Origin of the sequence: uncultured Clostridium sp., assembly GCF_900547735.1 — a bacterium.
Classification (GTDB): domain Bacteria; phylum Bacillota; class Clostridia; order Lachnospirales; family Lachnospiraceae; genus Otoolea.
This window is the reverse complement of sequence record NZ_URHZ01000028.1, coordinates 37,677-59,206: the sequence shown is the minus strand read 5'-3', so window position 1 is coordinate 59,206 and position 21,530 is coordinate 37,677. Positions and strand designations below refer to the sequence as shown.

Annotated in this window: 17 protein-coding genes; 7 read left to right on the top strand and 10 right to left on the bottom strand. The window is 50.7% G+C overall.

The annotated features are described in order from the left end of the window. Nucleotides 1-311: 311 nt before the first annotated feature. The 7 genes from QZT18_RS10945 to QZT18_RS10915 all read left to right on the top strand — a co-directional run bounded on the left by QZT18_RS10945 (nt 312) and on the right by QZT18_RS10915 (nt 5,214). Nucleotides 312-1,199, top strand: a complete 888-nt coding sequence (locus tag QZT18_RS10945) for a transglutaminase family protein (protein ID WP_294147749.1) — start codon at nt 312-314, stop codon at nt 1,197-1,199. Nucleotides 1,200-1,321: 122 nt separating this feature from the next. Beyond that, complete coding sequence (locus tag QZT18_RS10940; protein ID WP_294147748.1) at nt 1,322-2,371, top strand: type II secretion system F family protein; 1,050 nt, start codon at nt 1,322-1,324, stop codon at nt 2,369-2,371. Between the two features lie 12 nt (nt 2,372-2,383). After that, nucleotides 2,384-2,737 carry a hypothetical protein gene (locus QZT18_RS10935; protein WP_294147746.1) on the top strand — a complete coding sequence of 118 codons (354 nt, stop codon included), beginning with the start codon at nt 2,384-2,386 and terminating at the stop codon, nt 2,735-2,737. After that, nucleotides 2,734-3,252, top strand: coding sequence for a DUF4860 domain-containing protein (locus QZT18_RS10930; RefSeq protein WP_294147744.1), 519 nt, complete (start codon nt 2,734-2,736; stop codon nt 3,250-3,252). The genes QZT18_RS10935 and QZT18_RS10930 overlap by 4 nt, the downstream gene beginning before the upstream one ends. Beyond that, on the top strand, nt 3,249-3,665 hold the full coding sequence (locus tag QZT18_RS10925; RefSeq protein ID WP_294147739.1) for a hypothetical protein: 417 nt from the start codon (nt 3,249-3,251) through the stop codon (nt 3,663-3,665). Before QZT18_RS10930 ends, QZT18_RS10925 begins: the two co-directional genes overlap by 4 nt. After that, the gene (locus tag QZT18_RS10920) at nt 3,662-4,102 is read left to right on the top strand and encodes a hypothetical protein (RefSeq protein WP_294147737.1); all 441 of its coding nucleotides are present in this window, start codon (nt 3,662-3,664) and stop codon (nt 4,100-4,102) included. The genes QZT18_RS10925 and QZT18_RS10920 overlap by 4 nt, the downstream gene beginning before the upstream one ends. A 59-nt stretch (nt 4,103-4,161) precedes the next feature. Further along, nucleotides 4,162-5,214 (top strand): type IV pilus twitching motility protein PilT, encoded by a 1,053-nt coding sequence (locus QZT18_RS10915; RefSeq protein WP_294147735.1) that lies wholly within the window; start codon nt 4,162-4,164, stop codon nt 5,212-5,214. 236 nt (nt 5,215-5,450) lie between these two features. On the opposite strand, the gene QZT18_RS10910 is transcribed toward QZT18_RS10915, so the two are convergent. The 10 genes from QZT18_RS10910 to QZT18_RS10865 all read right to left on the bottom strand — a co-directional run bounded on the left by QZT18_RS10910 (nt 5,451) and on the right by QZT18_RS10865 (nt 21,475). Beyond that, nucleotides 5,451-5,651: a cold-shock protein gene (locus QZT18_RS10910; RefSeq protein ID WP_227032990.1), complete on the bottom strand. Its 201-nt coding sequence runs from the start codon at nt 5,649-5,651 to the stop codon at nt 5,451-5,453. 311 nt (nt 5,652-5,962) lie between these two features. Continuing rightward, on the bottom strand, nt 5,963-7,723 hold the full coding sequence (locus tag QZT18_RS10905) for a diguanylate cyclase (protein WP_294147719.1): 1,761 nt from the start codon (nt 7,721-7,723) through the stop codon (nt 5,963-5,965). Between the two features lie 225 nt (nt 7,724-7,948). Then, the gene (locus QZT18_RS10900) at nt 7,949-8,797 is read right to left on the bottom strand and encodes a class B sortase (RefSeq protein WP_294147712.1); all 849 of its coding nucleotides are present in this window, start codon (nt 8,795-8,797) and stop codon (nt 7,949-7,951) included. Between the two features lie 3 nt (nt 8,798-8,800). After that, complete coding sequence (locus QZT18_RS10895) at nt 8,801-9,856, bottom strand: hypothetical protein (RefSeq protein WP_294147708.1); 1,056 nt, start codon at nt 9,854-9,856, stop codon at nt 8,801-8,803. Nucleotides 9,857-9,861: 5 nt separating this feature from the next. Then, nucleotides 9,862-10,728: a class C sortase gene (locus QZT18_RS10890; RefSeq protein WP_294147706.1), complete on the bottom strand. Its 867-nt coding sequence runs from the start codon at nt 10,726-10,728 to the stop codon at nt 9,862-9,864. 147 nt (nt 10,729-10,875) lie between these two features. Next, nucleotides 10,876-17,145 (bottom strand): hypothetical protein, encoded by a 6,270-nt coding sequence (locus tag QZT18_RS10885; protein WP_294147703.1) that lies wholly within the window; start codon nt 17,143-17,145, stop codon nt 10,876-10,878. 46 nt (nt 17,146-17,191) lie between these two features. Further along, a complete protein-coding gene (locus QZT18_RS10880) occupies nt 17,192-17,734 on the bottom strand; it encodes a hypothetical protein (protein WP_294147701.1) in 543 nt (180 codons plus the stop codon). A gap of 177 nt (nt 17,735-17,911) precedes the next feature. After that, complete coding sequence (locus QZT18_RS10875; RefSeq protein ID WP_294147699.1) at nt 17,912-19,168, bottom strand: BTAD domain-containing putative transcriptional regulator; 1,257 nt, start codon at nt 19,166-19,168, stop codon at nt 17,912-17,914. Nucleotides 19,169-19,424: 256 nt separating this feature from the next. Continuing rightward, nucleotides 19,425-20,543, bottom strand: a complete 1,119-nt coding sequence (locus QZT18_RS10870; RefSeq protein WP_366925856.1) for an aminoglycoside phosphotransferase family protein — start codon at nt 20,541-20,543, stop codon at nt 19,425-19,427. 2 nt (nt 20,544-20,545) lie between these two features. Further along, nucleotides 20,546-21,475 (bottom strand): sugar phosphate nucleotidyltransferase, encoded by a 930-nt coding sequence (locus QZT18_RS10865; RefSeq protein WP_294147697.1) that lies wholly within the window; start codon nt 21,473-21,475, stop codon nt 20,546-20,548. Between the last annotated feature and the right edge of the window lie 55 nt (nt 21,476-21,530).

The window sequence follows — 21,530 nt, the reverse complement described above, 5'->3', positions numbered from 1 at the left end:
TCCCACTCCCCCGTCCGCCGTCTTACAGAGGCGTCCTCGCATCTCAATTAAATCCCCAAACCGCTTGTAAGTTCATGTCATTTTTTGTATAATGTAATAATTGGAATTACAAACCACGGCCTCTCCTCCGCGGGGCATAACATCCCTGTATTTGCGTGTGTTTTCCGCATCCCGCCGTTCCTTCGGACAGCGGCCGCACCAATGCTGAACGCTTCGTCCGTGCACCTGTATCATATAATATGGAGAGGCAGTTGTGTCTGCACAGACAGGACCTCCGGTTCAGGCATTTACACCAATAAGGAGCATACACTATGAGTAGAGTAAAATTTAAAATAACACCGTCGCTTGTTATGACAGCGCTCTTTCTGGCTCTCGCGCCCGGCAGTGTTTCACAGGCTGCCACCATTTATACTCCGACAGCCGACGGCACCGTAGCCTACACCAGCGGCAAGGCGGTGATTGACGCTTCCCACACGGCCGACGGGTATGTGATGGTCAAGTACACCGGCTCCAATGCCAAAGTGAAGCTGCGCATCCAGAAAGACACCGAATATACTTATGACATTAATGCCACGGGAAACTATGTGACCTTTCCCCTGACCGAGGGCAGCGGAAGCTACACGATCAAGCTGTTTGAGAATGTGTCGGGCACCACCTATTCACAGGCGGTGAGCCAGACGATCCAGGTGAACCTGGCAAGCGATACGATGCCGTTTCTTTATCCGAACCAGTTCTGCAATTTTAACGCCAATTCTAACGTAGTGGCCGTCAGCGATTCCATCACGGCCGGAATCACCGATCCGCTTAAAAAAGTAGAGGCTATCTATAACTATGCCGTGGACAATATTACCTATGACAACCAGAAAGCAGCTACGGTGCAATCCGGCTATCTTCCCAACGTGGACAACACGCTGTCACAGAAAACCGGTATCTGTTTCGACTATGCGGCCGTCATGGCATCCATGCTCCGCTCCCAGGGTATCCCTACAAAACTTGTAATCGGCTATGCGGGCAACGTCTATCACGCCTGGGTCAGCGTTTACATCCAGGGCCAGGGCTGGATTGACAATCTCATCTATTTTGACGGAACCAACTGGCAGCTTATGGATCCTACCTTTGTATCCAGCGGCAGAAAGAGTGCGGAGGCGCTGAGCTATGTCAGCAATCCGGCAAACTACAGGCAAAAATTCTGCTATTAGCAGCATAACTCTGCACCGTCAATTATCTGAAAACTGACGGTGCAGTTATTTAGTTGGCGGAACTGTTATTCCGCGGGACATCTCTTTCCTTATTACAGGAAGAACATATTTGGAGGTATATCATGAGCAGCAGCGCATCACCCTTTACCGGACTTACCCTGTCCGGATTCTGTATGCAGATTTCAATTCTTCTCAAATCGGCGGTTCCTCTCTACGAGGGACTGAAGGTCATGGCCGAAGATTCACCGGGACAGCAGGAGAGGGAAATTCTCACCGCAATGTCCGACAAGGTCCGCATGGGTCTTCCGTTCCATCAGGCCGTTAAGGAAGCCGGCTGTTTTCCCCCTTATGTTGTCAACATGACCATGCTCGGGGAACGGACCGGTTTATTGGATACCACGATGGAACGGCTTGCCGTCTACTATGAGAAAGAGTATTATCTGGCGGAAAACCTGAGGAAGGCCGTCACTTATCCGGCCATGATGATCCTCATGCTGATTATCATCCTGTTTGTCCTGTTTACAAAAGTGATGCCAATTTTCTCCGGCGTCTATGAACAGCTTGGAGCATCCATACCTCCGGCCGCGGCCGCAGCCATCCGTCTGGGTGGATTCCTCAGCGGGGCCGCCCTGATCCTGGCCGCCGTTCTCATTGTGACGGCTCTGGCCCTGTGGATTTTCGGCAAAAGCGGAAAACAGTCCGCCATGGCCCTCTCCCTGCTGGAAAAAATCAAAACGCGTTCTACAATCGCACGCGCTGCCGCCAACCGCAGATTCTGCAACGTTATGGCCATGGCACTCCAGTGCGGCGTCAATCTGCCGGAGGCGTTTAAGCTGGCGGAAACGCTGGTGTATAACCGTTCTGTGGAGCAGAAGGTGAAAAGCTGCGGCGAGGCAGTTTCCCAGGGCAAAGGATTCTATGACTCAGTGAAAGAAGCCGGTCTTTTCTCCGGCTTTGAGCTTCAGTTGATCCGCGTAGGCAGCCGCGCAGGCCAGTTGGATCACATTATGGACAGTCTGGCGGAGGATTACGACAGAAAGGCCTCCGAAGCGATCGACTCCATGATCGCACACCTGGAACCCACTATCGTGTCTGTGCTTGCAGTGGCCGTCGGTCTGGTTCTCCTCGCCGTTATGCTGCCGCTGGCCGGCGTTCTGTCCTCCATCGGATAAGGAGTGTTTGCTATGTTACATATTGAAATCCCAAAGCGCAGGAGTTCCCTGCCCGGATACCTGATTTCGTTTCTCCTTCTCGGCATCATCCTGTATCTCTTCCTCTACTCTGTGGGAGCCATGCAGAGCAGAACCGAGGAGGACCGTTTGAATGCGCTGACGGCTGCGATAAAAAGAGCCAGCGTCCAGTGCTACGCCATCGAAGGACGGTATCCTCCCAGCGTGGAATATCTGGAGGAGAATTACGCCGTCGTCATTGATCGCGGACGGTATAATGTATTTTACGACGGCTGGGCCAGCAATGTAATGCCGGATATCACCGTTCTGCCTGTCATCCCGCAGGCCGGTAAGGAGGGACAGCAATGAAAAGAGAAAATTCCCGCCCCTCGGGCAGCATCGATTTTATCTTCTCCATGATCCTGTTTCTCGTGTTTATCCTGTGCTCCGTCTTCACAATTCTCATCGGCAGCCGGGTTTACAGTAATATAAGAGCCAGAAACGACGCCGCATTTTATTCCGACACGGCGCTCAGCTATATTACCAACAAAGTACGCCAGTCCGACCGGACGGACTCCGTGGCTGTCCGCTCTATCGACGGACAGAATGTCCTTGTCCTGTCGTCCGACTATTATGGCGTACTCTATGAAACCTGGATTTATACAAAAGACGGTTCCCTTATGGAACTGTTTTCCGAACAGGGCAGCGGCCTCTCCGCAGAGGATGGTCTTCCCGTTATGGAATGCCCTCCCGTGTCATTTGCCATTGACAAAGCAGCGGCCGGGGAGATGCTCGTGATTACGCTGGAAGGGAAACCGTCGCCCAGTACGGCAAAACTGTTTCTCCGAAGCGCATCAAATCCGGAGGGAGGGTCAAGGCAATGAATAAAAAACGTACTTCTTATGCTTTCCTGATGGAAATGCTCTGGGTCTGCGGCTTTTTCGCCCTGGCCGCCTGCATTTTTGTCCTTGCTTTTGTAAAAGCCGACCGGCTCAGCAAAAGCGCAGAAAACTTGAACCATGCGGTTCTCGCCGCAGAAAATTCCATTGAGACGGTGTTTGCCGGATACGACGGGGACGACGCTCCACGGGAGATTTTATCCGGATTTGACCGGAACTGGAACACTTGTGAATATAACGCCCCGGAAGCCGCCTATTATGTAAAAATCAATCATCATGTAAATGACGGGATGCTGTACGTAGACGTCAAGGTCCATGAAATGAAAGGCGGAAACACGGAGCCCGTCTATTCTCTGAACGGCGCCCGGAGCCTGGACGCTGAAAGGAGGCTCCGATGAAAAACAGAATCAATATTGGAACCGCCTCCATCATCCTGATTTTTATTATTTTGTGCCTTGCGGTCTTCTCTCTTTTGAGCCTGAGCGATGCAAAATCGGCTCTCGTCCTGTCAAAGCGCCATGCCGATTCCGTAACCGCCTACTATCAGGCAGACACACAGGGCCAGTTGTTCATTCAGGCCGCCGCCGTTTCCCTGAAAGAAGACGGCACCGCAGCAGAGGCCCTGGAAAAAGCCGCCGGGACACTGCCGGAAGGTTCTGAATCAGGGATCGATGAGTCGGGCCGTCTCTACTGTGAGATTCCTATGAACGCCGGCCAGGCTCTGCGGGTCGAGCTGTCCGGGGATGATGCGGCCGTACTTGCCAGTTATGTTTACAATAAAGAAGATTATGCGATAGACGACAGTCTGCCCGTATGGATCGCCCCCGAAGAATGAAACGGCTGCTGCACCGCTGCAAAACGGACAGCCGTGAAACGTGAAAGGAGATATAAATAATGCTGAATTTTCTGACCGACGCCGTGGAGAAAAATGCCTCCGACATTTTCATTATTCCCGGACTTCCTCTCTCGTACAAGATAAACGGTAAGATTCTTCCATGTGACGATCATAAACTTTTGCCTTCTGAAACGGAAGCGATGATAGAGGCCCTCTATGAACTCAGCAACCACAGGAGCATGGATAAACTCCACGCCCACGGAGACGATGATCTCTCCTGCTCGATTCAGGGCGTTGCCAGGTTCCGTGTCAGTATCATGAAACAGAGGGGCACACTGGCCGCCGTCATCCGTGTCGTCCACTTTGAAGTGCCCCGCCCGGAAGATATGAATATTCCTCCTGAGGTCATCAGAATCGCCAATCTGAAAAAGGGACTGGTGCTCGTCACAGGAGCGGCAGGCAGCGGCAAATCCACCACTCTGGCCTGCATTATTGATGAAATCAACAGAACCAGGAACAGCCATATCATCACTTTGGAGGATCCGATCGAATACCTGCACCGCCATAACCATTCCGTCGTCACCCAGCGTGAGATAGGCCTGGACACGGATAGCTATGTGAACGGACTGGTGGCCTCCTTAAGACAGGCTCCCGACGTGATACTCCTCGGTGAGATGCGCGATTTTGACACGATAAAGACCGCCATGACCGCGGCCGAAACGGGGCATCTGGTAATTTCCACACTCCACACCATCGGGGCCGCCAATTCCATCGACCGTATCATCGATGTATTTCCGCCCGACGGACAGCAGCAGATCCGGGTGCAGCTCGCCATGGTGCTTCAGGCCGTTGTATCACAGCAGCTGGTGCCCTCCTCAGACGGAAGCATGATTCCTGCATTTGAGATTATGTTCCTGAACGACGCAATCCGCACAATGGTGCGCGAGGGCAAAATCCATCAGATTGACAACGTAATTGCAACCAGCATGGCCGAGGGCATGACGGGAATGAACAACAGCCTGCTGCGTCTTTTGCGTGAGGGCAAAATCAACCGCGATACCTGCATAAGCTGCAGCACGGATTCGGAACAGATGCAGATGAGGCTGATGTAAGACCGGATGCCGGACAGAACAAAGAATCCGGGGAGCGTGATTCTTCGCGCTGCCGCGCAGCGGGAAATAGAAAAAGAGAGTCTCTTCCGCCCGGGAATCGCAATCATTCGATTTCCCGCCGGAAGAGACTCTCTTTTTCCATTTCCCGCTTTCGCAGGATCTTTAACCAATTTAATATATAAATTACTAATATCTGCCACGCAGATTAAGATTATATACTGAAATGATACTTTCGTTTAAGCTGCTGTTACATTTACAGCCTGCATGCCACGATTTCCCTGAGCTAAATCGTAAGTTACGGCCTGACCGTCCTCAAGAGATTTGAATCCGTCAGTGTTAATTCCTGAAAAATGTACGAATACATCTGCTCCATCTTCTCCTGTGATAAAGCCAAATCCTTTTTCTGAGTTAAACCATTTTACTGTACCTTTGTTCATAAAAGATACCTCCTAATTTTTAATATGCTTTTATAAAACAAAAAAAACATATAGCTGTAAATCATCAATAAAAGAATGACTTACGGATATATGTGAAATCAAGGCTTTATCAAAACACTATTTATACTATAGCATATAAATAGAGGAAAGTCAACTATAAAATAAAAAACAGATGAAATATGACTTATGAAATAGGAATTTAGCTGAAATACGATGAGGGAAAAGGCAAAGAAAACATTCCAGTGAGCTTCATCTTCTTCGGAATGTTTTTCTCCGTCTTCCCCGGACAGCTTGTCGGTGGGACTGAGGATTCACAGTCTCCCGCTCAGCATTTCATATGTATAATACTTGTTTTTATCCGTCTCTTTGACAAAATACAGGGCCTTATCCGCTTTTGCAAACAGTGTCAGATAGTCTTTCCCGTCCTTCGGATAAAAAGATGCGCCCACAGATGCCCGGACCCCGCCGGTCCTTCCATCCAGATGGAGCGCGTCCACCGCCTCCTGAAGGCGGCGTACGACTTCAGCCGCTATTTTTTCCGTTGCACCGGGCAGATATGCCAGAAACTCATCCCCGCCGATCCTCGCGGTCACATCCCCCTTCCTCGTCTGGCTCTTCATAATCTCCGCAATCTCGGACAGCACCCTGTCGCCGCATAGATGGCCATACCGGTCGTTTATATGCTTAAAATCATCTAAATCAATCAGGATAAACGCCCCGCACGTCATCTCCCTATCCAGAAACCAGTTCTCTATCCGCTCCCTTGCGGCCTTCTTGTTCAGCAGGCCTGTCAGTGAGTCCAGGCTCGCCTGGACCATCAGACATTCTTTCTGTTTCTTACTGCGGTCAATGTCGATAATCACCCCCACCGCTCTGACCGCCTTTCCCTCCGCGTTAAACTGCGTTGTCGCGCGTATCAGGCACCAGATATAATCTCCCGATTTGCCGCATATGCGGAACTCCGTCTCCGAGTAGGGCACGCCCGCTGCCGTATCCCTCATAATTTTGATAAATGCAGGCATATCGGCAGGATAAATATTTTCGGACATAGGAATCCTGTCACTGATTTTGTTGTGTATGGGATTATATCCGAACTTCTTTTTCCAGTTGGAAGAAAATTTCAGTTCATCTTCCTCGATATCCCACTCGAATATAATATCGGTAGTCTGATCCATGATGAGTTTATGGCGTTCCAGGGAAAGGCGCAGTTCCTCCCTCCCCTTCTTCTGCTCCGTAATGTCCAGGAGAACACAGTAAAATATGGCGTCTCCATCCTCCTGAACGCGCACCCCCTTATCGAGGATCCAGCGCAGCCCCCCGTCTTTCCCGGCAATCCTGTATTCCAGCTCCACCGTATTTCCTTTCGCGAGCTGGCGGTCTATCTCACTTCTGATACGGTAGCGGTCTTCCTCATACACCATCTCAATAAAGCTGTCGTTAAACCAGGCTCTTATCTCTTCCCTGGTGTAACCAAACATCTCCAGGAAACTGCCGCTCATCGTGAGCAGTGTCAGTTTTCCGTCGTCCCTGCAGCGGTGAAGTCCTCCCGGCACACTGACCGTCAGCGCTTCCAGCTCGCTCTCCTTCTTCTGGAGGATCCTGGACGTCTCCTCGACGCGGGCCTTCAGTTCCTCTTTTGTGCTCCCGATCTCTTTCTTTGCAAAATAACTGCCCTCCGTCTGCTCCAAATCGGGCTTTGACATGTGAAGGTGAAGAATCTTCATCCCATCCTCACGATCCGCACAAACTAATGAAAACCGGCCGCAGACATCCGACATCTCCTCCGCCGTGCTGACGGCTGAAAATTCCCCATAAACTCCATAAATGCCGTCTGCCAGTGGAAAGACCTCATACTTCTGTTCTCTGAGTGTAAAACGGGAGGGACACTCCTCCGCCTGCTCCCTCAACGCCTGTATCGCCTCATCCAGGTTATAGCAAATTTCATGTCTCCCGGTTCCGATCCAGGATGTCGTTTCGTCGAGATACGGAATCAGCTCCTCCATATCCCTTTCTTCCCAATACAGATGCTGTAAATGTCTGACAAATGCCAGCACTTCCTGCTTAGATTTCAACCCGGCACCCCTCCCCGCTATTGTCATCTTGCATGCCGGCGGCAAAAGCGGCACGGCAAATTGAATTTTTTGCCGTACCGCTCTTTTGCATTCCGCTTTACCGCCATACTATTCTCCCTCAATTTTACCATTTTCCTGCAGCATTACAAGTAAAATGTATCTAAAAGTGGGGTGCGGTATCATCCGTTGCAATTTACAGCCCTGCCAAAAGCTGCAGTTCTGCTTTTATTCAGTTTTCTTCCGTGCAACCACCAGGAGACGGCCGTCTTTCTGCGTGTATTCACAGGTGGTCAGGGTGATAAGCTGATCCGGCCACTGAGCCGTTATCCCCGTATCATAGGGGGAATGCTGCTTGACATACTGTGTAAAACTCTCATATTCTTCTTTGGACCTGGCCGCCAGGACCGCCGCAAATTCTTTGCTCAGTTTCTCGGCCGGGAGTCTGACCACGCCCACAATCTCATATTCTGCCGACAGCTCGGGGGTGTCGAGAAGAATGAGCGGATGCTCCTTATAAAAGTTCTCCATACTGTATTTTTCAAGGGTGGCAAACATCGATCCGTTCTTCATATGATGTCCATAAATAATGGCGTTGGGGCTGGCTTTTCCTTCGGCTGCCGCGGCCTCATAGAGTTCTTCATCTCCCTGCAGCACACAGGCCGCATCCATATAAATCATCCCATAGGCGGAATAGCGGCCGTCAAAACCTCTACGGTAATAATAATCCGGGATGTCCGGGGTATGCATGACGGGATAGTCGATTACGGTTCCCGGTATGGTAATCCATGCCGCCACATCTTCGTTCTCTTCCTGCAGGTTCAGGCACCCGTTCCGCCTCTTTTCGGCGGCTTCATGTTCCTCCGCCCTGAGGGATGCCTCATCCATCCGGTTCTTTATTTCTTCCGTAAGCGCCTGCGGAACCTCTCCGCGCAGCTCCATCACAGTTTGCAAATCGCTGTCGCTGTGCCGGTATTCATTCTGTGTCCTCACAAACATTACGGCAAAACCGGCCAGTGAAAGAAGGCTGAGAACGGATATGGCCGTACAAATCCGGCGTTTCACTCTGTTTGTCATAAATTACTCTTCTCCCCCGGTATACTTCTTCCGACGGATGAAAGCGGCGCATCCCGTAAGCAGGGAAATTATTATGCCTGCCGCATAAGCGCCCGTTCCCATGTCACCCATCTTTGGAAGTGACGGCAGCGCTCCCAGAGGCACCGGCTCCTCCTCAATCTCCACCACTTCGGGAGCCGACTGCGGAAAGCTTGCCAATGGAGTGTTATTGTCGTAGATCACCGTTGTTTTTCCTCTATCGCGGTCGCGGCCTCCCGAGGAACCGCCCGAATTTGGTGTCGTTGGGTTTACTGGAGACGCCGTAGACTCGGTAGGTGACGTTGTTCCTTCGGTGGACGGCTCCGATGTCCCGCCGGTTCCGGGTTCCGTCGTCGGCTCCTTGGTCGGATCGGACGTGGGATCTGTTTCCGGCTCCCTGGTTGGATCATTTGTCGGGTCGGTGGACGGCTCCTTCGTTGGTTCCGTGGATGGTTCGCTAGACGGTTCTGTCGTTGGTTCCGTGGTCGAAGGCACTTCCACCTCCATCTTTGGGGATGCCGTTACATCATATTTCATCACTTTTTTGCCGTTTTCATTCACCATCATCGGAAGCGCCACAAAGAACGGTGTTGATTCCACGATCAGACCGGTGCCCGGCGTTCCGGTCTGGCTTACGAGGTACAGACCACGCTCCAGCCCCGTCATCTTTGCTTTGCCTGATGCATCCGTCGTTTTCGAAGCGGTTGGTTCAATCACATTATTTTTCACATAAATGGTAAGCTTTTTTGCACTCTTCTGCATGTCGGACTGTTTTGACTCATTCAGGCTGCCGATATCCAGGCCGCTTTCAGCAAAGTTCTCCGTCAGGGTAAACTCCCCATCCCGCGTCATTTCCGCCACCCGGTAAACGGACCACTCCACTCCCGGCACCATATTGCCTTCCGAGGATGCCTGTATTGTAAATGTAGCCTTCTCATCATCAGCGAACACCGTAACCGCCGCCTGTATTGCAAGCGCCGCCGTGAGTACTGCCGTGATAAGCGCCGCCCCTGCTTTTCTTACTTTTCCTGCCTGTTTCATACCTCTTACCTCTTTCCTCTTTTACCGTTTCTCCTGCGCCTGCACATATAAACCGCTGCCGACAGAAGAATAATTATCACTGCCGCTATGGCCATCCTGACCGCCGCCGGAAGCGGCGCCTCCATCCTTGGCCCGTCCGTACCCGCCTGTTCTGCCGCGGACGCGGCATTGGTAACCTCATATGGTATCCTGATTCCACGCACCAGAAGGCGGTGGCTGTTCACTCCGTACGGCGTACATGTAAACAGGGTCATATATTCTTTGCCCGGTACCGGATCAAGTAATTCCAGCTTTGTCGGCTCCACCGTCTCTATCTCATCCACCTGGTATGCCATCACCCTGTCAAACAGATGGAAATAAAAAATATCTCCTTTATGCATCTGATCCAGGTCCGTAAATAATTTAGCCGACGGCAGGCCCCTGTGGGCCGATATCACGCTGTGTGTACCGCTTCCCCCGGCCGGCAGGGCGGAACCGTATAAATGTCCGGCGCCCTTTTTCAGCGTGGAGGCCGATGTGCCGTGATAAACCGGCAGATAGACATCAATCTTCGGAATATCAATGTATCCCATCACACCATTAATATTTAATAAATCGTTATATTCCTCATCCCCCTCATATGGGTTCACATCCCCTGTCTCGAAGGGATCGGTGGAGAGTGAGCCGGAGAGCCGGCTGTTAAACTCCTGTGCTTTAGCTATCATTACGTCCGTTTCAGACGTGCTGAGCCCCTGGACGCCCTTCTGGTATTCTTTTATCCTGGACGCTGCCTCGGTACGGTAATATAAATCACTGATGTCCGGGTAAAAATAAACCCCGGCTCCCGCCAGCAGTATCAAAAACGCCACTATCATAATTCCTTTTTTCTTCATTTTATTCTCCTTGTCACAGGAACTGGCTCTGCCGCCGGTCTTCCGGCAGTACAGCCAGTTCCTGTGGCCTCCGGCGTTCCAATGAGACGCCGGAACCACAGTCAAACTATATCACATTTTATATTGCCCCTCAATCGGACTCACATCTCACTGCTCTTTTTTTCTTCTTTTGCCGGTCGGATTTCCCGTAAAACATCCCGCCAGCATCAGAAGGGATAAGAACATCATTCCCGCCCCTTTTCTGCGGAACATATCTGTGCCTGCGCCTCCCGTCTCAGGAAGAAAGAAACTGCTTCTCGCATTTGTAAATGAACAGTAATAATTCTTTCCGCTTACCGCTTTATCGAGAACTGCGGCCGGAGGGGTATCAGGATTAAAGAGAAGGCTGCTCTTATCGCCTGTGCCGTCCCATGTAGTTCCATCAAAATCCGTAACCGTTACATAATACCCATCCGCATTTTTCTCTCTGACGCGGTAGCTGTGCCCTGCCAGCACGGTAAATTTAGCCGTCTCTCCGTCCGCCAGCGTAAACCCTCCGTCCGCCGCCGTCTTTCCGGCTGCCGTATTTTCCGAAGCCTCGGATGTTATCTGGTAAGACATGACCCCTGCACTTTTCCATTCTCCGCTTCCCTTACCGTCCCGTGTCTCCAGGATGAAGGTAAACCGGCTGTTCTTATCTTCCTCAAACCGGCTTTCAACCTTCTTGGTTACGGCCAGGGATGCCGTAGGAATCTGGACTCCCACTTTGGCAGGCTCTACCGTAATTGTGGAGTGGTTCAGTGACTCAACCGCCATATATGCATAACCAAACGTATTCCAGGCGATCAGCTCGTTTGTCAAATCCAGTTCATCCGCCTCCGGAAGCTGAGCGTGATAGGTCACTACGATCGTATCATTATTGGAAAGTCCCTTAAGGGCCTCATCTTCCACCTCAAGGCGGAATGTATCATTACCTGCACTTGAATTTTCCCAGCCGCCGCTGTGTCCTTTCTCCCAGTATTCGGCAGGCAGGGCGGAACCCTTGCCGAATTTGGAATTCCAGTCTGTATAGGTAACTTTATAGTCACTCTGTTTCAGCGCTGCCGACGTGCCGTCCTCTTTTTCTACCTGAACCCTGATCTCCGGATGGGATGTAAAGGAAACCTTGAAATCTGAGTTTCTCTGCATATTGTTTACAATGCCGTTATCCTTAACTGCCGGAAGACGATCCACAATCACAAGATTCTTAATTCCCTTTTCCACCTGGTTCTTAATGTTCAGTGTGTAAACTACTTCGCTTCCCGCATCCGCTATAATGGAATTGCCGGAACTGTCTCTTCCGTCACCGCTTCCCTTCACTCCATTAAAGGATCCATCAATCTCCTTCCATGCTTCGGTCCTGCCGTCGCCAAAAAAGATATCCACCGATGCTTCCGCATGTACGGCTGCCGGCACTCCCCCGTCGTCTCTCACAACGGTTCCTGCACAGGCCTCCATGAACTCGTATTCATCCGAAGGAATTAAGTCCGCCTGGTTAACATAAGTTCCGTATTTGGCAGTTCCGTCTCCGGCAGCCCTGGTTCCAATCTGCACCGTCAGCTTCCCTCTGGCCGGAATAGACAGGTTTTCCTTTGTCGTTATTACCGCTCCGTCCTCGCCCGTTACCGTATATCCGCCGTCCTGTTTTTCGACGGTCCAGGAAGCCGTCACATTGCCGTTTTCACCGACTCCCATTAACGGTTTTGGCAGCATCACCTTTTTCCCGCCCGTGCTCACGATATAGTTTCCGTCCGCATCGTCGCCGTTGTAGGTAAGGCCGGTTGGGAAAGTATCTTTCATTGTATAATTTTCAATCGGTCCCCTGGTCATGTAGCTGTTGGTTCCGTTATTAAGCGTCACTTTCCAGCGCATTGGATAGTTTGGAAGGAAGTTTTCATTTTTTCCGTCTTTCTTATAATCCGTCCAGGTTCCCCGTGAATTGTACTGTGCCAGATCTTTCTCAATACCGGGCGTATAAATCCCCGTAGTGATTACTTTGGCCGTATCGGTTGTTATCTTGTACAAATCGTCGGAATAAGACCTTCCGCCTACCGAACCGCTTAAATTTTTTACTGATTCATCATTCCGCTCATCCGTTCCAGCCGATTTGTCAACCACTACTCCGGTTGTATTTTCAAGGATCACTCCGCTTTCGAAATCGCCGGTCACCTGTGCAATAATGCCGTACGCGATACTTTTTCCCGCCGGAATTGCTGCAATATCCTTGGAGGAAGTATTAACATTCTGATTATATAATCTGGCTCGGTACGTTGTACCGTTTATTACTTTGTGTGCATTGCCATGGCCTACCGCCGCCGCCGCATTCTGCCAGTTTCCTGCGGTTGCATCGGTATAGTACAGCCAGTTGGCGCCCGATCCGGTCAGCGGTTCCGACCAGTGGGAAACGCCCAGATCCAGTGTGTCCCCTTCCGTACCGCCGGTCTCCCCCGGGATTCTCTGCTTTTCGTTATTGCCCTGGCCGTTGAATTCATAGAACCTGACAAACTTCATGCCTTCCGGCAGCCAGTCTTCAATCTCATGGATCCGGAGCGCTTCCTCCTCACTTTCATTGTTGATTGTGATCCGGTAGAAAACATAATCTCCCGTACCGACCTTGAGGATTGATTCATCCGGTACATAGCCCCTGCCCTGCGTACCCAGTCTGGGGTTGTTCCATCTGGCTCCCTTTAAGTAAACACGGCCGTTTTTCTGTTCCAGTTCCCTGGCAACCGCATATACCTCTTTGTCAATGGAGGCCTCCTGGACGTCCTGGTTGATTGTAATCGTGGCTTCCGCCTCAATCGTATGCCTCGGCTGATTCGTATAGGTCAGGGATGCGCTCACCGTATTCACTGGACGGAGCTTTACCGTTTCCCCGTTTTCCGGGTCATTGCCCGGAATTTCAATGTAGATGCGGAAAACTGTTTCCTGATCTTTCTGAAGCTCCACTTCCTTCTCCAGAACTGTTCCGTTCTGGGAGAGGTTCATCTTCTTCCACTCTTTCGTTCCCGGTTCCCGCATGAATACGGAGCCTTCTTCATCCAGCTTCGCCGCCGCTAATTCCGGTGTAATTCCCGCTCCGAACAATTCTGAGATATCATCCTTGACCGTAGCTGTAAAGGTATCCCTGCCCGTGTTCTTAAGCGTCATCTCATAACATACGACATCCCCCGTTCTGAAGGTCACGCTCTGGTCGACGGGATGGTTCCTGCTGTTTGCTTCGGTAATGGAACCCGCCTGTGAGGCGGAAATATAATAGGCATTTTTCTCTATGGCGGCGCCGATTGCATAGAAAGTCTGATCATCGGGTTTCGTCCAGCCTCCGCCCTCTCCTCCTTCGGCCTGAGCCTCGTTTTTAATCTCACCTTCCGTATTGATAGTTCCCTTAAGCGTCAGGTTTGCTTCCGGGCTGGACGGTGACAGATATACCCGGGCTTCTACGGTTACGGACTTGTTATCCAAACCTGTAATATTACTCCAGGCCGCCGTATTTCCGCCGGTATTTTCATAGCGTTTGAGTACGGTTCCGCCTGTTTTATCCTTGATAACGACAATCGCCTGTGACGGGATATTTGATATTTCTTTCAGTGTCACTCCGTCCGGCCAGTTATCCCTCACCGTAATCCAGTGGGAATTCTGTACCCCTTTTGTCAGTTCCGCATGCAGTTTGTAGGTCACATCGCTGCCTACCGCGGGTACGCTCTTAGCCGTATCACCGGATACAGGAACGATCGTCTTCGCAAATTCCACGTCCTGCGCCGTCAGTGTATTGAGGTTTACATATACCGTAGCGTCACCGTTTCCAAGAACCGTATTTCTTCCGGTATCCGAACTGCGGTACCATTTTGCATTGTTCGTCTGGGTGGTGCTGATATTTTTATCTGAAAACTCGCCTTTGCCTTTAAATTCCGCTTCAAATATTACAACCGCCTGCTGCCCGGACGGAATCAGGATATTCCCCCATGTCTTGACGGCGTAATCCTCTGTTTCAACCGCCGCCTCGTCGGTAAAACGGTTATCCGCCGCCGTAATCTCTATCCCTGCTGATGTTACTTTAACCGTCTTGACGGAGGCAGGAACCAGACCGTCGGGAAGTTTATCGACAATGTCAAATTTCTCATCGGAGTAGCCGTTATTCTTCACGGTAATCTTGTAATACACCTTAGCCCCCGGTTCAAAGATTTTACTGTTCCCGGTGGCCGCGTTGGTACAGTCTTTGTCCGTGTAAGCGGCTTTTGCCAGGGAATAATCGGTGCCTGCCGTCAGAGTCACCGCCGCCTCACTGTAGTGGTTCGTCTCCCCGTCATTTATCTGTATCCCGCTGCCGCCGGACGTTTTATCGTACATGATGGAATGGGCTTCAAATTCCACCCTGCTTGTCACGGACGGATTTTTGCCGGCCGCCGCGGCATCCGAATCGTACTCCACAATATTTTTCACTTTGCTGAGTATAGAGCCAAGCCCAAGATAAACGTTCATCTGTTCTTTTGCGACATCGGCCATATCAGCCGGGCTGCCGCCGTCCAGCGATGCGTTAGCCCTTGTGTATTTCACCTCAAATCCTGTGATGATGCCGGATTGAGAATCACCGTCTCGGTAGATCGGTGTAACTTCCACCCGCCCTGCCTTATAGCCGCCGGGAAGCTGCAGTCCTATCAGTTTCACCACATTTTTTCCGTCTTTGGTCAGATATAATTCACCAATCTTACTGTTGGTATCCGTTGACATTCCATACCCGGAAACGTTCAGGGTAAAGCCCTCAAACGTGATGGTGTCGGTAATGGTGTAGTCCGTTGTATAGAGACGTCCCATATCGCTTTGATAGTCCTTTTTGGCCGATGTTTTGAAAACAATCTCTCCGTCGGTGGTGCCGGCCGCCATATTGCCGATCTTGCCCGTGCTGCTCTGCTCCACATTCTGCCACCAGAATTCCGCTTCGCTTGTGAGCGTGGCTTCATCACCGATAATTAACGCCGTTTCACCGCTGTGTGCGGGGCCTGCGCTGCTCTCATAGGCATTCTTTAATTCCTCTTTGTTTAAAATGCCCGGTGTAGCCGTGATAGTGGAACCGATCCGGGTAACATAATTGTCAAAACTGAAAAACATCGGAAGATCCGTGATTGCCGTTCCGCCGTTCTTTATTCCGAAAACAGCCAGACCGGCAGTCCTGGAATAAAAATATGTGTTGGTCTCCGCCGTAATCATCTGCCAGTCGTCGTATCCAGCTGCTTCCTCATATTCATCTGATTCGGCCATCAGGCCGTTGATTTCTTTCCATTCTCTCTGCTTTTCACTGCTCAGGGAGGAGATAGGTTTGGCAGTGGATTCACTCTCCGGTCCCATATAATTGATATATTCGTTCCCGTTCTCGTCCTTTACTTCGAATTCCACCGTAAAGTAAGCATAATCCGGAAGTTTATCGTCAATGACGCTGTAATCGGCGGCAATGTGGAACGTTCCGACTGCGCCTGATTTTATGCTCTCTTCACCTTCAGCAATAAATGCGTTGATTTGTGCAACCTTGCCGCGTGCATTGGTACTGCTCTCGGCGTAGGCAACTGCAAACCCGCCCGCCGGAACCCTCATCTTCGGTCCGGCCGCATCTTTGGGATCCACCGGTCCGTCCGGTGTTCCTGCCTCTCCCGGTGTGGCTGTTTCGCCTGTCTGTACTAAGTCAGCCAGTTCATCTTCGCTCAGCTCTTCCCTGTTGCCCGCCTCCACAAATCCGTATCCGGGAAGCTCCGAACCCGTTGCTTCCGAGGAGGTTGCCTCGGATGAAGTTGCTGCAGAAGGGGTTGCCGGCTCCTCACTTTCCTCGGACGGTGTCGCCTCGGAACCGGTCGCCTCCGACGATGTGGCCGCGCTGCCGTCCTGCCGGTAAGTGATAATCGTCATGGAGCGGATTACGATATCCTGTGCATCCACAATCTGAAGCGTAAATACGCAGTCCCTGTCTTTATTGCCGTTCAATCCGATAAAAACCACGTCCTCCGCCGCATACCGGACCTCGCTGCCCGATGCGGGAAGCTCCTCTCCGCTGACCGCCACGATATAGGAACAGTTGTTTTTCAGCGTATCCTGCTTTACAATCGCCGTTCCCATCAGAAACGGGGTCATTTTGTCAATGGCATCCTCTTTCAGCTCATTGCTTGAATAAGGAAGATACTTTTTCTTGATCGTCGGAACATGCTCCTGATCTTTTCCGGCCGCCCGTTTCACTCCCTTGATAATATCACTTTCTTTTACTGTGATGACCTGATATATGGTATCATCGGCATAAGTTTTGACAGCACCGAAGCTGCCTGCCACCATCTGTACCACGATACAGACGCCAAGCCAGGCAGCCACCGTTCTCTTAAACTTTCCATCCTCTCTTAATTTCCTGATTAATCCCGCCATTTTTTCTCCTCTTTATCTATCCCAATTCTTTATTAATCTCAATTCTTTATTTATCAATCACTTCATGCAGGCCGTCTTCCCGGCTTTTCTCTGCGTCCGCCGGTTCTTCATCCAGCGCGGAATCGATCAGTTTCAAAAGTTCCAGCGCGCTCCTGAAGCTGCAGGTCTGTTTCTTTTCAGCCCATGTTACCTGGCCCTGCCAGGTAGCGTTTTGTCTATATTTGATATGAACCACGAAGGTTCCTTCTTTGCCTTCTTTATTTAAAATCTCTTCTCCCGCCACGGGCATTGCCTCCTCTGTCTCCCTGCCGCCGGACCGCTCCGGTCTTTTGTCACATTCTCTTCCTGCCGCATCACCCGCTTTGGGCGGCTTTGTCTTAAATTTCCTTGCCACCACCCCGGACTGGGGATATCCCACCCGGTCACACCACATTTCCATCTCAAAGAGGGCCTGGCCGCTGTTATCAAAGGGAACCGGTTCTTTCCGGCCCCTGTGGTACAGTCTGCCGCTTATATCCGAATGATTCCGGCCGTCCACACAGATACACATCAGGTTGGGCGCCGATAAATTAATTTCACCGTTATTCAACTGGTTCTCACTTCCCCATCGTCTTTTTTCTATAACGCTCTCGTTTTCGGAGCATTTTTCCGGTTATTCTTGTTTTATCATAACAAAAGAGCTGCCTCGCGAATTACCTCGCCAAAAGCAGCTCTTAAACTTTTTCTTATATTTACCAATAAATGTATTTTTTTACTGTTTATTCATTCAAAACCGATTCCAGGAAGATGTATTTTCCTCATCCGACAGCTCCGGATTCAGCATCTTGATCAGGGACTCCACGGAATAACTGAGTTCGCCCCTTGCTCCCTCCGTATTCTTCCACCGGGTAATGCATCTGGTAAATGCCTTATTGCAGTTCTCCTTCTCCGTTCCGACCAGGATAATCATATACTGGCTTTTGCTGTATGTTGTAAACAAATCTCCTCTTCTGAAGGTCGACCGGATTACCTCTTTCAGCAAATCCATCTGAGTCTCCAGTCTCGCCGGATCCGTTATCTCTTTTCCCATCTTATCAGTCAGGTTTATGAGCATCAGGAAGACCGATCTTCCCGTTCTCTCAGCCACTCTTGACATAAGCTGGCAGGAATCCAGAAAGCTGGGGTACAGACAGTAAAGCGCCCCCCTGTTCTGCTGTTCCTGGAAATTCTGTTTCAGGTCTTCAAAATTACCGACCGGATTCTTAATCTGCTGCTCTATCTGACGCAGGCGGCTCACCATCTCGGGTCCCGGCGGCACTCCCATCTCCTCGCAGTACAGGCTGGCCGTATTCTGATAGACATCGTACGCTTCTTTGTATTCTTTCATTAACATCAGGCAGTCAATCTCCTGAACCTGCCATTTGTCAAAGGGATAGATCTTTCCCGCCTTGCGGTAAAGCTTCAGTTCCTCCTGATACTCTCCCGCCTCTCTCAGGACCGCGCCCAGAGCTTTCACTGTCTGTTCATACAGGTTCTTAAGCTTTAGATTCTCCTCTATTACCCATAGCTCCGTTGAAAATTCCGGAAGCAGTTCTCCTGCATAAAGGCGTTCTGCTTTTTCAAGGGCTCTGATGCGTTCGTCTCCCTCTTTATTCTCCGCGGCCGCCGCATACTTTGCAAACAGCACCGTATCCGTCTCCACGGGAAAGCTGCTGTTCCAGCGGCACATGCCGTTATCCAGAATGACATAATCCTCCTCCGGCAGACCTGCCGTAATCAGCTGCTTTTTCAGCCTGTATATGACGTTGTTCAGATTCTTATTCGGGTTGACGCCCTCATCCCAGCCGTAGAGCGTGTCAATCAGCTCTTTCTTGGAAATCCCGTGGCCGGCATTTAAAAGCAAAAGCTGCAGAAGCTGAATAAACTTTGTATTGCTGCTTCTCGAAAACGCTATCTTCCTGCCCGCATATGTCATCGAAAAACCGCCGAACATATTCACAACCAGAACCTCCTGCGGCCTTGATTCGAAAATTTCTTCTACCATCCAGCTTCTCCTTTCCCGCATAAAATTCTGCGATTTTCTTATAACACCTATATTGATTATAATACATTTCCCAGCTATTTCCAGCACTATTTTAGTAAGAAACTGTGGGTTTGCTTTAGTTGTGATGCGGGGACGGCTCCGGAATGGCCGGCGTTCCCGTTCCTCGCTCAACTCAATAATGCCGCCAGCCGGAGTCTTGTAACTCCGTCCGGCGGCATCCAGAAATGTCCTGTTTTCCTGCCGCATGCAATGCACACTACTGTTGTCCTGCGTATTTCTCAACGGCTGCCTTCATCTCATCCCACTTTTTCTCCATGTCCGCCACGAGAGCAAACTGGGTATGGCAGCGGTCCAGGTTATGGTTTTCCCTGGTAATCTTAAAATAGACGTCTCCCTGGAGATAGTCCGTAAGGAATCTCACTCCGCACTCGTAGGTCATGAGCTTCGCGCCCATGGGGAGCATCTGCACTTCTTCCCTGGTCAGGCTTCCCTTACAGCCCTCCAGATATCCCTTTGTGTAGATATCAAACAGGGGAAGCGACAGTCCTGCCAATGAGTAATCGGGCTCATCCTCGGCCGCCGTATTGGCGCCGAACCGGATGGAGTCTCCAAAATCAAAGATGGATAATCCCGGCATGATGGTGTCCAGATCAATGATACACAGGGCCTCTCCCGTCTCATCATCTATCATGATATTGTTGAGCTTTGTGTCGTTATGGGTAACGCGCAGCGGAAGTTTTCCCGCCTTCTGCATCTCCATCGCGGCTCCTGCCTCATCCGCGCGGTCCAGTACAAACCGAATTTCTTCCCGGACCGAAGCCGCACGGCCGCACACATCCTCCTCCACAGCTTTCCTGAATGTCTGAAGCCTGACAGGGGTATTGTGGAAATTTGGGATTGTCTCGGACAGTTCATCTGCCGGATACAGTGACAACTGACGCTGGAAACGGCCGAATGCCTTCGCACTCTGATAGAAATCTTCCGGTTTCTCCACTTTGTCGTAACAGGTGGCATCGGCGATGAAAAGATAGGAGCGCCAGTATTCCCCGTCGCTGTCCACATAATAATCTTTTCCGTCTTTCACCGGTACCAGATTCAGGGTCTCCCTCAGGGGATCCCCTCCCTCTTTCTCGATTTCTTTTCTCAGAAAGCCGGTGACACCCGTGATATTTTTCATCAGGGAAACGGGATCCTTAAACACTTCCCGGTTCATTCTCTGCAGAATGTAAGCGTGTTCACCGTCCTCCGCCTGTGTTCTAACATAAAAAGTGTCGTTGATATGACCATGGCCGTAACGGTAATATTCCGTCACCGTGCCTTCATAGCACATATTTGCCATGGCCTCCTCTGTCTTCAGTGCCTTATCGCAGCTCATCTCTATCTGTCCTCCCAGAGTTTTTCAGGGTAGATTCCCCGATCTTTCATGCCCTGGATGGCGTCCATCACCATCTGTTTATCTTCCTTGTAGGTGACGCCATACCAGCGGTCAACACTCTTTAATACAGTTACCTCCGCTTTTCCCTCTTTCAGGAGTTCATCCACAACAAACGGGAGGAAATACTCACATTTAATCGGGTTTTCCGGAAGATTCTTCTCCAGGAAAGGTACAAATCGGGCTTCCAGCTCGGCCAGAATGCTCTTTGTAAATCCCCACATGTTCATCGAAGCGATGGTTCCGGCCGGAAGAAATTCCCAGGTCTTTCCGTCATCCTCCGTATATTCCGCCCTGCCGCCGTGATTCTCAATCCTGGTCCTCTCATGGATATCTACCAGTTTCCCGGCCTCATCGGTGCTGCAGATGCCTCTGGCCACATAACCGTTCTCCGTCAGAGTATTGTGAAGCTCATAGCCGACCATCGTGTACTGGTACTTCCCGGCATCACTGTTTGCGGCAAGCTGGGCGTAAATCTCCCTGAATGCGGATTTACCGTAGAAATCATCGGCATTGATCACGGCAAACGGTCCGTCAATCACGTCCTTGCAGCAGAGAATCGCATGGCCCGTTCCCCAGGGTTTTACACGGCCTTCCGGCACCTCGAACCCTTCAGGAAGCTTATCGGTCTCCTGATAAACATACTCAACCTTCAAATGTTTCTCCATCCGGTTACCGATATGCTCTTTAAAATCTGCCTCAATTGCTTTCTTTATAATGAAGACGACTTTCTCAAATCCCGCTTCGATTGCATCGAAGATGGAAAAATCAATAATCAAATCTCCGTCTTTATCTACCGGGTCAATCTGTTTCAGACCGCCGTATCTGCTGCCCATGCCGGCTGCCATAATTACTAAAACCGGTTTTTTGTCCATACTGTCTATACTTCCTTTCACTTGGATTCATACTGCCGGGTTACGGTCCACAGGA